14 protein-coding genes are annotated in these 13,078 nt (G+C 44.0%); 11 read left to right on the top strand and 3 right to left on the bottom strand.

What is annotated here, in order from left to right:
* Positions 1 to 232: 232 nt before the first annotated feature.
* From pilB to coaE, 4 genes are all read left to right on the top strand, one after another.
* Entirely contained in the window at positions 233 to 1,948 is a 1,716-nt protein-coding gene (gene pilB, locus AS194_RS00875; RefSeq protein ID WP_058023611.1) for a type IV-A pilus assembly ATPase PilB, read from the top strand.
* 220 nt (positions 1,949 to 2,168) lie between these two features.
* Entirely contained in the window at positions 2,169 to 3,392 is a 1,224-nt protein-coding gene (locus tag AS194_RS00880; RefSeq protein ID WP_058023612.1) for a type II secretion system F family protein, read from the top strand.
* Between the two features lie 7 nt (positions 3,393 to 3,399).
* Positions 3,400 to 4,302, top strand: a complete 903-nt coding sequence (locus AS194_RS00885) for a prepilin peptidase (protein WP_058023613.1) — start codon at positions 3,400 to 3,402, stop codon at positions 4,300 to 4,302.
* A 104-nt stretch (positions 4,303 to 4,406) separates the two neighbouring features.
* A complete protein-coding gene (gene coaE / locus AS194_RS00890; RefSeq protein ID WP_058023614.1) occupies positions 4,407 to 5,093 on the top strand; it encodes a dephospho-CoA kinase in 687 nt (228 codons plus the stop codon).
* Here coaE and rlmB read toward each other — a convergent pair.
* Positions 5,056 to 5,826: a 23S rRNA (guanosine(2251)-2'-O)-methyltransferase RlmB gene (gene rlmB, locus AS194_RS00895; protein WP_058023615.1), complete on the bottom strand. Its 771-nt coding sequence runs from the start codon at positions 5,824 to 5,826 to the stop codon at positions 5,056 to 5,058. The genes coaE and rlmB overlap by 38 nt on opposite strands.
* 246 nt (positions 5,827 to 6,072) lie before the next feature.
* Positions 6,073 to 6,408 carry a pyrimidine/purine nucleoside phosphorylase gene (locus tag AS194_RS00900; protein WP_058023616.1) on the bottom strand — a complete coding sequence of 112 codons (336 nt, stop codon included), beginning with the start codon at positions 6,406 to 6,408 and terminating at the stop codon, positions 6,073 to 6,075.
* Between the two features lie 719 nt (positions 6,409 to 7,127).
* On the opposite strand from AS194_RS00900, the gene recN reads away from it, so the two are divergent.
* The 7 genes from recN to AS194_RS00935 all read left to right on the top strand — a co-directional run bounded on the left by recN (position 7,128) and on the right by AS194_RS00935 (position 12,522).
* On the top strand, positions 7,128 to 8,807 hold the full coding sequence (gene recN, locus AS194_RS00905) for a DNA repair protein RecN (protein ID WP_058023617.1): 1,680 nt from the start codon (positions 7,128 to 7,130) through the stop codon (positions 8,805 to 8,807).
* Between the two features lie 157 nt (positions 8,808 to 8,964).
* Entirely contained in the window at positions 8,965 to 9,528 is a 564-nt protein-coding gene (locus AS194_RS00910; RefSeq protein WP_058023618.1) for a YqgE/AlgH family protein, read from the top strand.
* A 64-nt stretch (positions 9,529 to 9,592) separates the two neighbouring features.
* Positions 9,593 to 10,174: a Holliday junction resolvase RuvX gene (gene ruvX, locus AS194_RS00915; RefSeq protein WP_083499554.1), complete on the top strand. Its 582-nt coding sequence runs from the start codon at positions 9,593 to 9,595 to the stop codon at positions 10,172 to 10,174.
* An 86-nt stretch (positions 10,175 to 10,260) separates the two neighbouring features.
* Positions 10,261 to 10,764 (top strand): hypothetical protein, encoded by a 504-nt coding sequence (locus AS194_RS00920; RefSeq protein WP_058023619.1) that lies wholly within the window; start codon positions 10,261 to 10,263, stop codon positions 10,762 to 10,764.
* Between the two features lie 57 nt (positions 10,765 to 10,821).
* Complete coding sequence (gene tusA / locus AS194_RS00925) at positions 10,822 to 11,148, top strand: sulfurtransferase TusA (RefSeq protein WP_058023620.1); 327 nt, start codon at positions 10,822 to 10,824, stop codon at positions 11,146 to 11,148.
* A 29-nt stretch (positions 11,149 to 11,177) separates the two neighbouring features.
* Positions 11,178 to 12,116 carry a site-specific tyrosine recombinase XerD gene (gene xerD, locus AS194_RS00930; RefSeq protein WP_058023621.1) on the top strand — a complete coding sequence of 313 codons (939 nt, stop codon included), beginning with the start codon at positions 11,178 to 11,180 and terminating at the stop codon, positions 12,114 to 12,116.
* Positions 12,117 to 12,183: 67 nt separating this feature from the next.
* Positions 12,184 to 12,522: a DUF3817 domain-containing protein gene (locus AS194_RS00935; RefSeq protein ID WP_058023622.1), complete on the top strand. Its 339-nt coding sequence runs from the start codon at positions 12,184 to 12,186 to the stop codon at positions 12,520 to 12,522.
* Between the two features lie 38 nt (positions 12,523 to 12,560).
* On the opposite strand, the gene AS194_RS00940 is transcribed toward AS194_RS00935, so the two are convergent.
* Positions 12,561 to 13,043 carry an ImmA/IrrE family metallo-endopeptidase gene (locus AS194_RS00940; protein WP_058023623.1) on the bottom strand — a complete coding sequence of 161 codons (483 nt, stop codon included), beginning with the start codon at positions 13,041 to 13,043 and terminating at the stop codon, positions 12,561 to 12,563.
* Positions 13,044 to 13,078 lie beyond the last annotated feature (35 nt).

The raw sequence follows: 13,078 nt of genomic DNA on the forward strand, positions 1-13,078 counted from the left end.
GTATTGATTGTTTAATCATTTGTAGAAAGCCTTTAAACTAAAATAAAGTCAAGTCGTATATTGTGTCTAACAGAAATTAAAAATTATTAAATGCTCTCTAAGTTATTACGAAAGAAGTAGAAATAACTTGCTGAATCAAAATACGTATCCATTACCGCAAATATTATTAAAGCATATATAGTAGTCTGTATTCTAAAGCGGTGTGCAAACCCTTTATCAAGGAGAGGTCATAATGTCTATTACAACCAGTAAATATGGTGGTCTAGCGCAGCAGCTCATCAGTGATGGCGTCGTTAGCGAAGCAAATATGAAAACAGCGCAGATTGAGTCGCAGGAGCAGAAAATCGGATTGGTGCCGTACCTTGTAGACAATAAACTGGCTGATTCTTATCACCTTGCTCAAATGTTATCACAAGCCTTTGGCGATCCCTTGTTCGATCTCGATGCGCTCAGCACTGATGTCATTCCAAAGGACTTAGTCGATGAAAAAATCGTCCGTAAGTTTAATGCATTGCCATTATTCAAGCGCGGCCAACGCTTATTTGTAGCGCTCAGTGATCCAACTCGTGTTGATGCTATTGATGCTATTGCCTTTAATTCTCGCTTGTCTATTGAAACGATTGTTGTTGAAGAAAACAAGCTAAAAAAGCGTATCGAAAGCGTTTACGCTGATACGATGCAGAGCTTTGACAGCTTCTCTGACAGTGACTTAAATGTTGGTTTTGAAGATGGTGATGAAGGTAACGATAACGGTGAAACGAAGCTTAGTGATGGGGTCGATGAAGCACCTGTTGTAAAATTTGTTAATAAAATGCTGGTTGACGCCATTCGTATGGGTGCTTCTGATTTGCACTTTGAACCCTATGAAAAATCTTTCCGAGTACGTTTTCGTGTTGATGGCGTGATGGAAAAAATAGCCAATCCGCCAGTCCAGCTCGCTGGCAAAATCGCAGCGCGTTTGAAAGTCATGTCGCAAATGGATATCTCAGAGCGCCGAGTACCGCAAGATGGACGTATCAAGCTCAAAATCTCTAAAACGAAAGCCATTGATTTCCGTGTGAACTCATTACCAACTTTGTTCGGTGAAAAAATCGTTTTGCGTATCCTAGATCCTTCATCAGCCATGCTTGGTATTGATGCGCTAGGGTATGAACCTGATCAGCAGGAGATGTTTTTAGAAGCGCTGCACAAACCACAAGGTATGCTACTGATTACTGGCCCTACTGGTTCTGGTAAGACAGTCTCTCTTTACACAGGTATCAATATCTTAAACACTGGTGCCACCAATATTTCAACCGCCGAAGACCCTGTGGAGATTAACCTTGAGGGTATCAATCAGGTCAATGTCAACGCCAAGGTCGGCCTAACCTTTGCTAATGCGCTCAAGTCTTTTTTGCGTCAAGATCCTGATATTGTCATGGTTGGTGAGATTCGTGACTTGGAGACTGCCGAGATCGCTATTAAAGCGGCACAAACAGGGCATATGGTACTCTCCACCCTACATACCAATTCAGCACCCGAGACATTAACGCGTTTGCGTAATATGGGTGTGGCTTCTTTTAACATTGCAACGTCAGTCAACTTAGTCATTGCGCAACGTTTGGCACGGCGACTGTGCAAGAACTGTAAAAAACCGATCAATATCCCTCGTCAAAGTTTGCTAGAGATTGGTTTTACTGATGCAGATTTGGATAATCCAGACAACGTGATTTATGAGCCAGTGGGCTGCAATGAGTGCCGTGAAGGTTATAAAGGCCGTGTAGGTATTTATGAGGTGATGAAGGTCAGCCCCGACATCTCACGTATTATTATGGAAGATGGCAATGCCATAGATATCAAAGATGCGGCGCTCAAAAATGGTTTTCGAGATCTACGCCGTTCTGGGGTCTTAAAAGTTCTGCAAGGTGTCACTAGTATTCAAGAAATGATGCGCGTTACTTCTGAATAAGTAGCATAAGCATTAAGTCGTATATGCAGCTATTAATCTTCTAGTATTTTTCTTTCTAAAGGCTCCTAACGTAGAAATACTATCTAATAGATATACTTAAAAATAAAACAGATAGGCACTGGTTTTTTGCGCTAAAATAAAGTATATCAGCCAACAATTTTGTCTGGTATTCTGCTTTATGTTTGCAATATCTATATTAGACAATTTCGAGGGTAGTAATATGGCAAAAGCTAAGACTGACATGCTGTTGGACTTTGTCTATGATGGCGTAAACCGACGTGGACAAAAGGTGAAAGGCGAAACCACTAGTCGTAGCTTAGAGTTAGCCAAAGCAACTTTACGCAAGCAAGGGATCACGGTTAAAGGTATCAAGAAGAAACCAAAACCGCTCTACACCTTCAAAAAACCAATTAAAGCCATTGATATTGCGATTTTTGCGCGACAATTGGCAACGATGATGAAAGCAGGTGTCCCGCTGACTCAATCTTTTGAAATTGTAGCAGATTCGCTTGATAATCCAAGTATGAAAGACTTGGTGCTACAAATCAAAGCTGATATCGAAGCAGGTGGCACCTTTGCTTCCGCCCTACGTAAACACCCTCGTTACTTTGATGATCTATTCTGCTCACTCGTCGAATCTGGTGAACAATCGGGTGCGCTAGAGACCATGCTTGAGCGTGTAGCGACTTACAAAGAAAAAAGCGAACTACTAAAAGCGAAGATTAAGAAAGCAGTAAAATATCCGATTGCTGTCATCGTAGTTGCCATTATCGTTACTATGATTCTACTAATAAAAGTCGTGCCTGTATTTTCAGACCTATTTGAGTCATTTGGCGCAGAGCTACCTGCTTTTACTCAAATGGTAGTGGGTATGTCTGAGTGGATGAAAGCATGGTGGTTTATTTTAATTATTTTTATCGGTGGGGCTATTATCGGATTTTCAGAAGCCAAAAAACGCTCTAAAAAATTCCGTGACTTTTTAGACCGTGCGGTACTAAAAGCACCAATTTTTGGTAATATTGCTTATCAAGCAATTATTGCTCGCTTTGCTCGTACCCTATCTACCACTTTTGCCGCTGGTGTACCTCTCATTGATGCGCTAGATTCTACTGCTGGTGCGACCAATAATGTCGTTTTTTATAATGCCACTCAGCAGATTAAAAATGACGTTTCTACTGGTCAGCAACTACAGTTCTCCATACGTTCAACCAATTTATTCCCAAGTCTAGTCATTCAAATGGTGGGTATCGGCGAAGAGTCTGGTAGCTTGGAAGACATGCTAGATAAAGTCGCTATCTACTACGAAAACGAAGTCGACAATGCCGTTGATGGTTTGACCAGCTTAATGGAACCTATGATCATGGCTGTACTGGGTGTATTAGTTGGTGGTTTGGTCATTGCGATGTACTTACCAATCTTCCAAATGGGCTCAGTCGTAGGATAATGGTTTAATGCAATTCATACAGTTACTACAAGAAAATATAGCTCTAGCCTTGGTCGTATTTGGTTTGTTAGGTCTTTGTGTTGGCAGTTTTTTAAATGTTGTGATTCATCGTATCCCACTTATGATGATTTACGGTTGGCGACAAGAATGTAGCCAATTTATGATCGAACAGGCAGATATGCCACGCGAGCATACGTTACCTATAGCGAATGTCGTGGCTACTGACCAACCCATTACTTTGAGTCGACCTGCCTCACGCTGCCCCCATTGCGCTCATAAGATCAGATGGTATGAAAACATACCCTTAATCAGCTGGCTGGCACTAAAAGGGCGCTGCTCAAACTGCAAAGCTGCGATTGGTTTGCGTTATCCTGTAGTTGAGTTAGCAACCGCTTTACTATCGGTGCTCGTGATCTACAAATTCGGTGTCAATGCAACTGGATTGTCAGCGCTCGTTTTAGTGTGGACACTAGTGGCTCTAACCGGTATTGATTTTGATACGCAGCTACTACCCGATCGCCTGACTTTTCCACTAGCAGGTCTAGGATTGGCCGTCAACTCACAAGGCTGGTTTGTCTCACCAACGCAGTCGATATGGGGTTTACTCTTCGGGTTTTTATCACTCTGGATCGTCGTTAAAGTATTCTACTTAATCACTAAGAAACATGGGATGGGACAAGGTGATTTTAAATTACTAGCAGTATTAGGTGCTTGGCTCGGGCCCATGATGTTGCCATTAATTATTTTATTGTCATCCTTGCTTGGGTCGATCGTCGGAATAATCTTGATGAAAAAACAAGGTGAGAGCAGGCCTTTTGCCTTTGGTCCTTACATTGCTATCGCAGGCATTGTTGCTTTATTATACGGCTCAGATATCGTCAGCTGGTATCTTGGTATGTATACTTACTAAGTCTTGATAGTAAGTTTTTTACCCTAATCTATAAGCATAATTATTGATAAGCAATTTCTTCATTAGTCACTGCTTTTACTACCTCTGTCAAATAAGCCATCATTATGTCAAATAAAGCCGCACAATCTTATTCGCGTCAACCACAGAATCTACAGACAAAAAACAAGACGCTCGTCGTTGGTTTAACAGGCGGGATCGGTAGTGGCAAATCCGCTGCTAGTGCTTGGTTTGCTCAGCAAGGGATCGATATTATCGATGCCGATGTGATCGCTCATGAGATCGTTACTAAAGGCAGCGATACTCTGCGCAAAATCCAAAAAAGATTCGGTGATTGGGTGTTAAATGGTGATGGGTCAATGGATAGGGCCGCTGTACGTACGCATGTATTTGCAAACCCTGAAGCGCTTATTGAGCTTGAGGCGATCACGCATCCAGCGATACGTGAGACAGCCAAAGCACAGTTAGAGTCTAGTACCTCACCTTATGTGGTATTGTCCGCACCTCTACTCATTGAGGGCGCAGAAGCTGGGCTGGCCAATTTATGCCAACGTATCCTTGTGATGGATGCCACCGAAGACACGCAGCTTGCGCGTGCCAGCCAACGTGATGGCCAGAGCATTCAAAAAATCAAAGCCATTATGACCAATCAGCTCAGTCGCGAAGAGCGTAATCGTCATGCAGACAATGTTATCCTCAACGAGAGCGATCTTGACTCTTTGTACTTACAATTAGAGCCTTTGCATCAAGAATATCTTAAACTTGCCCAGCAGCTAAAGTTCGCTGTCGATTAACCTCATACAGTGCCATACCAGTAGCAACACTGACGTTTAGGCTCTGTAGGTTGCCATGCTCGTTTCCTGACATCGGAATATAAACCAGCTCATCGCAGCTCTCCATTGTCAGGCGGCGCATCCCCTCTCCTTCTGACCCCATAATAATGGCCGTCTTGCCAGTCAAGTCAGCTGCATGTATTGGTTTGGCATCCGCATTGAGCGCTGTCCCAAACACAAAGACCCCAGCATTTTTGATTTGGGATAACGTACGTGCCAGGTTAGTGACACTAACAATCGGCATCAGCTCTGCGGCACCAACCGATACTTTAGCGACTGTGGGCGTCAGACTTGCTGCATGGTGTTTTGGACATACGACCGCATCCACACCCATTGCTACCGCGGTACGCAAGCAAGCACCAAAATTATGTGCGTCTGTGATTTGATCTAGCACTAACAATAAGCACTGTTCGCGACCAATAATGGTATCAAGTAGACCTTCATCAGCAAAACCTAGCGGACGAGCATTGAGTACCACGCCTTGATGCTGCGGGCTACCACATAGCTGTGTCAGCTTATCTTTTTGGGTCGGCTGGATACTGATACCATTAGCTTCCGCCTCAGCCATAATGGCTTGTACATGGCTGTCACTCTCGCGCCCCTGTTGCACAAACAAGCTAAGACCATCCAAAGGGCGGTGTTTAAGTAACGCATCAATGGCATGAATGCCGTAAAAATAAATGGGTTTTGCCATAACAGGCCTATTAAGTATTAGTTGGATATCGCGCTAAGCGATGGAATAAGAAGAATGTCATTGGCATTGAGCACTGCAACTCGTTGGCAATGAGGGAGCGATTAAGTCAGCACTAAAAACAGAAATAAACAATACCAATCTGATATTGTTTATTGTTTGGTCATTAATATTTGATGGCGTTAGCTGTTCACTGATGATACTAGCTTAATTGCAGCCAATGTTAACTTAATCGCATTGTTGATAATATCAACCTTCTAAATGGCAGACATACTGGACGATTTCTTCGGTACGTAGATTGAAACCGCTATTGCCTTCGACAACAAACGATTGACCAGCACGGTAGTAGCTAAACTCGTCATCACCATTAATTTTCACTTCACACTCGCCGCCGGTGATTTCGATACGCTCGGATGTATTGGTGCTAAAGTGATAATGCTCAACCAAGTTATCACAAGGTAAGATCACACCCAAGGTTTTGTGACGACCGTCTTCAAACATAATGGTATGGCTGGAACAGCGACCATCATAAGATACTGTCGCTTGGGCATTAACTGTTACGTTAGTAAATTGCGCCGCTGTCATAGTGGCTTCCTTATCAAATAATTATGGTAAAACTAAAAAATAAGTAACTGGTTACCGCTAGAGCCGCGTCATCAACACACATCTCTGCACTGAGTGCGGTATCCTTCTCTACTAGATATCTGCGTGCTAAGAGTAGCCACAGGTTCTATGAAAACGCTTTGGAATAATGACTGATTGGCATACTCTTCTCACTATACGCCTGTAATTTTACAAAATCATGACTCGTTATCATGCACCGTATGTCATCAATATAACAAGAAGAGTTTATCATTATGTGAGATTATGCTACCACATTATCTCTATAAAGTTTGTTAAAGCGACTAGGAAAATACTATTTGATGCTAAGCTTAGATAGACTTATTTATCTGCTTTTATGCCATTAACGCATCATTATACTGGGTCTATTTTTATGAATTTTGTCCGAAATCGCGCTTAGTATATAGACATAATTTTGCTATAATCAACCCTCTTAATGATTGATATTACAGCGATTACTCATTGCCAGTTTTTGATAATTTTGTGGTAATCTTCCAATCACAAATTCGATTATACACTCCCTTAATGTTTGTATTTGAGCACATTTAGCACCATACTGTTTGCCTACAATATTTATCTATTTAGTGTCGTTAAATAGATAAATTCATTGCTTTATTTACCTTATTTTATAGATGGCTTCTTAAGATTTATATGAAGTTCATTGTCTGTCATGAGAGGCGTTGATGCTAGTATCATTAACTTTACATCAGTTTGCGTTGATCGCTCAGCATGAGCTGAGTGTCGCTGAAGGCTTCAATGTCATCACTGGTGAAACAGGGGCTGGCAAGTCGTTATTGCTGGATGCACTATCCTTGTGTGTAGGTGCACGCGCAGACAGCGCGATGGTCAGACATGGCGCAGACAACGCAGATATCTATGCTCAGTTTGATGTACACAACAACAGCGTCATCGCCGAATGGTTTGCCAAGAATGATCGGGCGCTAGACGAGCCTGAAGTACTTATTCGGCGGCAGCTGAGCAATACTGGTCGCTCAAAAGCATGGTTGAATGGTTCGCCTGCCAGTTTGGCTGAGCTAAAAAGCTTGGGCGCATTACTGGTCAATATTCATAGCCAACATGCTCAGCAAGCCTTACTCAAGCCGCAGTTTGTGGTGAATTGGCTCGATGAGATGGCACAAATAACGCCACTCACGCGTCAGACAGCCAGTAGCTATCAGCAGTATCAGCAGCTAAAGCGTCGCGCTGATGATATTGCAAGTCGCGAGGCTCAGCGTCAAGACCGTATTCAACTTTTACAAAGCCAACTGGCAGACATCACCCCTCTATTGGCTGTGGACTATGCAGAAGTTGAATCTGAGCACGAGGAGCTCTCTAATATTGAAGCCTTAATGCAAGAGGCCAGCCATGGCTTGCATCTGCTCGACAACGATACCGATGAGCCAGATGTAATGACCTTGCTCGGGCAAGTAATCAAACTTTGCGATCATCAAGTTGGTGTCAGCCAAACCTTTGAGCAAGCCTCTGAGCAGCTGCATTTGGCACAGCAGCAAATCACCGAAGTAACGGCGCTCCTCTCAGACTATGCTGAGCAGCAACTACCTGACCCTGAGCGCTTACAAGCATTAGACAATCTCATCAGTTTAGGTCATCGCTTATCACGTAAGTACAACTTGCCAGCGAGCGATTTGATTGATGAAGCAAAAGCGTGGCAAGAGCAATTAGAACAGTTAGAAAACGAGCCGAGCAGTGATGCGATGGCCGCGCAAATTGAGCAAGCTTGGCAGGATTATCTAGCACTGGCCACACAGCTAAATCAAGAGCGTACAAAAGCGGCACCAACCATTAGTAAACAGCTTATAGAACAACTACAACCGCTTGCCTTACCCAATGCGCGCTGCGAGTTCGTTTTTACCAAAAAGACAGAGCCTAGCCAGTACAATGCACATGGCTGCTACGATATTGATTTATTGTTCAGTGCCAATGTCGGTATGCCCATGCAGCCACTGCATAAAATCGCCTCAGGTGGTGAGCTGTCACGAATGGCGCTGGTCATGCAAGTCTTGCAAGCAACCAGCGCTGATAACAACGCTGCCAAACCCATGCTCGTATTCGATGAAGTCGATGTCGGTATCAGCGGCGGTACGGCACAGGTGGTCGGCGAGCTACTACGCGCGCTTGGGCAAACGCAGCAATTGCTCGCGATCACGCACCAAGCACAAGTCGCGGCGCAAGCGCATCAGCATATTTTGGTACAAAAGCATCATCAAGAACAAACCGAAAGCGAGCTGGTAATCCTAACCGATCAAGCGCAAGTAGATGAGCTGGCGCGTATGTCTGGTGGTGTAACGATCACTGATGTCACTCGTGATCATGCTCGTAGCTTGCTGTCTGATGTCAAATGACACATTAATTGTCGTTAAATCATCCAGCACGATTCATCAAAAAAGTACTTGTTAAATCTTTGTGGCTATCAATAGCAGTTGGCGGGAATCTTGCTTTTCTATTGGTTATCACCATATAGTGGTCTTTCACCCTTATTATTCGGTTGCGTTTGTTTCTATGTCTAAAACCAATTTGACCCATCATTTCTTAATTGCGGCACCAGAGCTGTCAGACCCAAGGTTTGAACAGGCACTCATTTATATTTGTCGCCATGATAATCACGGTGCACTAGGTCTAATGGTCAATCGTCCGTTAGAGCAGGCGCGAGTGGGTAAACTGCTAGAAGATTTGGATATTGAGGTGACCGATCCGCAAGTGATGGAAGATGTGGCTTTAGAAGGTGGCCCTATGTATCCTGAGGTGGGCTTTGTGCTGCATACAGGTCAGCCTGAATGGGCGTCTTCTTTTGCGATTTCAGAGAATGTCTGCATCACCACCAGCCAAGATATTCTAAAGCGTATCGCGGCAGGTCAAGGCGTCGGTCACTATCAACTGTGCTTAGGTCATGCCAGCTGGGGCAAAAAACAGTTAGACCAAGAACTGGGTAACGGTGATTGGCTCGTCTGCCCTGCCGATCTGACTTTATTGTTTGATACGCCGTTCGAAGAGCGTTGGCAAATCGCCGCTGACAAAATCGGCGTCAACTTTGACTATCTTAGCAGTGACATCGGTCATGCTTAATAGCACATGTTCTATGAATTGTGCTCTATGAATACAGATAAAGAAATAAAGGATAGCCGTCACTATGGTGGATAGTACTTTTATGGTGGATAGCACAGAAGCTACAGATCATGATCTTGATATAAATGGCATTGACAGTAATGAGTCTAACCTCAATGGTCTTAGCGACTCTGAGCCAGAAATAAAGCCGCATCTTATCTTGGCGCTAGATTATGGCGTCAAAAAAATGGGCATGGCACTCGGTAATAGCCTGACCCAGACCGCACGCGCTTTTGATATCTTGGCGATGAATAATGGTCAGCCTGACTGGGACAATCTCATCGGTATTATAAAAGTCTGGGGCGTGGCACAGGTAGTGGTCGGACTGCCACTTAATATGGATGGTAGCAGCTCCATGCTCTCAAAACGCGCACATAAATTTGCGCGGCGTCTGGCTCATAGAATTATGGAGCAGCATCTGCCAGTGACCGTATCATTATGTGATGAGCGCCTGACCTCTATCGAAGCAAGAGAAATCGCATGGGACAACGGCTGGATCAAGCATGAACGTGATCCGATTGATGATATCTCTGCTTGTATCCTGATGTCGACCTACTTTGCGGATCCAAATAGTAGTATCGCTATTGATGCGGTCAAAGCAGACTAATTAGGCAAGATAGGTAGAAGACACTGTTATTTCTGTCGCACTATTTTGCTACATCGTACCTATTCACAGATAAATGACTGATTACTATGACCACTGCCCTAGACCAAGACTTGCATACTAAGTCGCAACATGGTTTTGCCCCGCTTGCTATTGCTCGTATTAGAGGCGCGCAGCGTGCAAATCAGATAGCGATTTACCTGATTTATGCTGCTATTTTGGCCTTTATAGTATTTGGTACTATTGCCAGTATCAAGACATTTCATGACAATCAACTACTGTATCAACTGTTTTATAACCTGCCCTATGCCTTGGTTGCATTGACCATTCCCATTACGCTTTATGATGCTTTTGTGGTTTATCGTTATCGCTTAAACCAACCTTCGATGATTGCCATGAGTATTGGCGTATCGACCATCATATTGATCGGTGGCTTATTATTTGCTGATACGGCATGGTTAGGGCTGTCCTGCTGGGTGGGTGTGGCATTTTTATTCAAAGTCAGTTTCAAGCGCTTTTTTAACTTTTTAGAAGTGGCAAACTCTGATGAAGAGACAGAAGCAGTAGACAATCTAGACAGCACACCCCAGTAAGCGATTAAACAAACGATCCATTCTTTAACCTATCTACTTAGCTTTACGATAATGACTATGACTACTTCTATACCAGATACGACCATCGACCATCATCTAGATACGCAAGGGCTGATCTGTCCTGAGCCTGTGATGATGCTGCACCGAGTCATCCGAAAAGCAGATAGCGGTGAGGTGATTGAGATACTGGCCACTGACCCTGCTACCACTCGCGACATTCCAAATTTCTGTCGTCATCTGGGTCATGAGCTGATGACTCAAGAAACACTGGCAGAAAACATCAACCTAGACGCTGATCCCGATGAAATCACTATTGATGGCGATGACACCACGCCAGCAAGCGCGACGCTGTATCGTTATGTGGTGAAGAAAAAAAGTGGTTAACTTATATCTGACCTATATCCGAGCATCCTATGAGTCGTGACCGCGCCGTACAGCAAAGGCAACCCAAAGCGCTGGCAGTCGATGATGAACCGTCTTATATGACTGAGTTTCGTCAAGCCATGCTAGCACGTGGTTTGGCGACGCGTACCCGTAATGCTTATGTGCGCGACTTGCGTTCTTGTGAGTTGACCAACCCACTCGCTCTGACCCGCTGGCAGCCTGATGATGTGCTGCACTGCCTTTCGCTGCTTGCCCAAGATGGTAAAACCCCACGCACCCAAGCGCGTATGCTCTCAAGTCTGCGTCAGTTCTATTTATGGATGATAGCGAGCAATCTGCGCGAAGACAATCCCTGCGAGCGTATCAAAAGCCCAAAGCTTGGACGTCCGTTACCAAAGGATTTGGCCGAGGCTGATATCGAAAACCTCCTTGCCGCTCCCGATACCAGCACCGCACTCGGACTGCGTGATAAAGCTATGCTGGAAGTGCTTTATGCCTGCGGTTTGCGCGTTAGCGAGCTGATTAATCTGTCACTTGAACAAGTGAACCTAAACGCAGGCTGGCTACAAATCACAGGTAAAGGCAATAAAACACGGCTGGTGCCACTCGGCGAATACGCAGCGGACGCACTGGAAGACTATCTGTCTCATGGGCGCGGCGATCTGATTGCCCATCTAAAATCTGGCAATTGCCAAGCGGTATTTTTGACCGCGCAAGGCGGCTATATGACGCGGCAGAACTTTTGGTATCTACTTAAGAAATACGCTCAAATTGCTAGTATTGATAAGGAACTATCACCTCATACCTTACGTCATGCCTTTGCCACTCATTTGCTCAACCACGGTGCCGACTTGCGCAGCGTACAGCTATTGCTTGGACACAGTGACTTGTCCACGACGCAAATCTATACACATGTAGCGACGGCAAGATTGCAGAAATTGCATGCGGCGCATCATCCGCGTGGATAGCTTTTGGGTAGCGCAGTGAGCAGAATTGTCATTAAATATTGATTCATGATCGTCAGAGGAATACACTGTGTCGCAAGCTCAGCCATCATCCAAGCCCACTCTCACCAAAGCGCAAGCATTTGCGTTAAAAAAATTGACCATTATGGGTTATTTGGAAGGCACGTCTTTTCTGCTGCTACTGGGTATCGCCATGCCACTCAAATATATGCTGAATATGCCTGAAATGGTGGGCTACGTCGGGCCTGTACATGGAGTGTTGTTCATCGCCTATATTGTGGTGCTCTTTATCACGGCACATAAAATCAAAATGCCGCTGTGGGCGCTCCCTGCTGGTGTGCTTGGTTCATTTTTGCCCTTTGGGCCGTTTGTGTTTGATCATGTGTTAAAGAAGCGGTTGGGACAGTAGGATTTGGGTAGTGTAAGGTTGCATGATTATTTTCAGTCTTAGATTACTTTTATCCTCGCATCGTGAAGTAAGCCGAAGCCTATCAGCCTAATTCTAATTACACTTTTCGATACGTTGAAGTAACGAGCTAATTTACTAATAATATTATTAGCTGTTAATTTATTGCCAGATTGGTTGTCTAGATAAACCCAAAAGATACCTCTTCTTACTAATCCTAGCTCAGAGTATATTTTTAAAAACTCTTTCACTAACTGCTTTTCGGGGACTAATAAACATCCTGCTAAATAGTTTGCCTGAAACTCAAGCTTTGCTACCATAGAATTATCTAAAACATCTAAGTCTGCTAAATCGCTTTCTTCTAATGAATCTTTATCTAGATACCGGCCGTGACCTAGTATAATATGTGATATTTCGTGTGCCAGTGTAAACCTATCTCTCTTTTCGTCCTCAACATCATTTTTATATATAAAAATCTCGTTACTCTCAAAATCTACTCTGCCAAGTAGATTTTTTTCATTCATAGATGCCGTGAACCGCCCCGACTATATCGGAGGCT

Source organism: Psychrobacter piscatorii, from assembly GCF_001444505.1.
Lineage (GTDB): Bacteria > Pseudomonadota > Gammaproteobacteria > Pseudomonadales > Moraxellaceae > Psychrobacter > Psychrobacter piscatorii_B.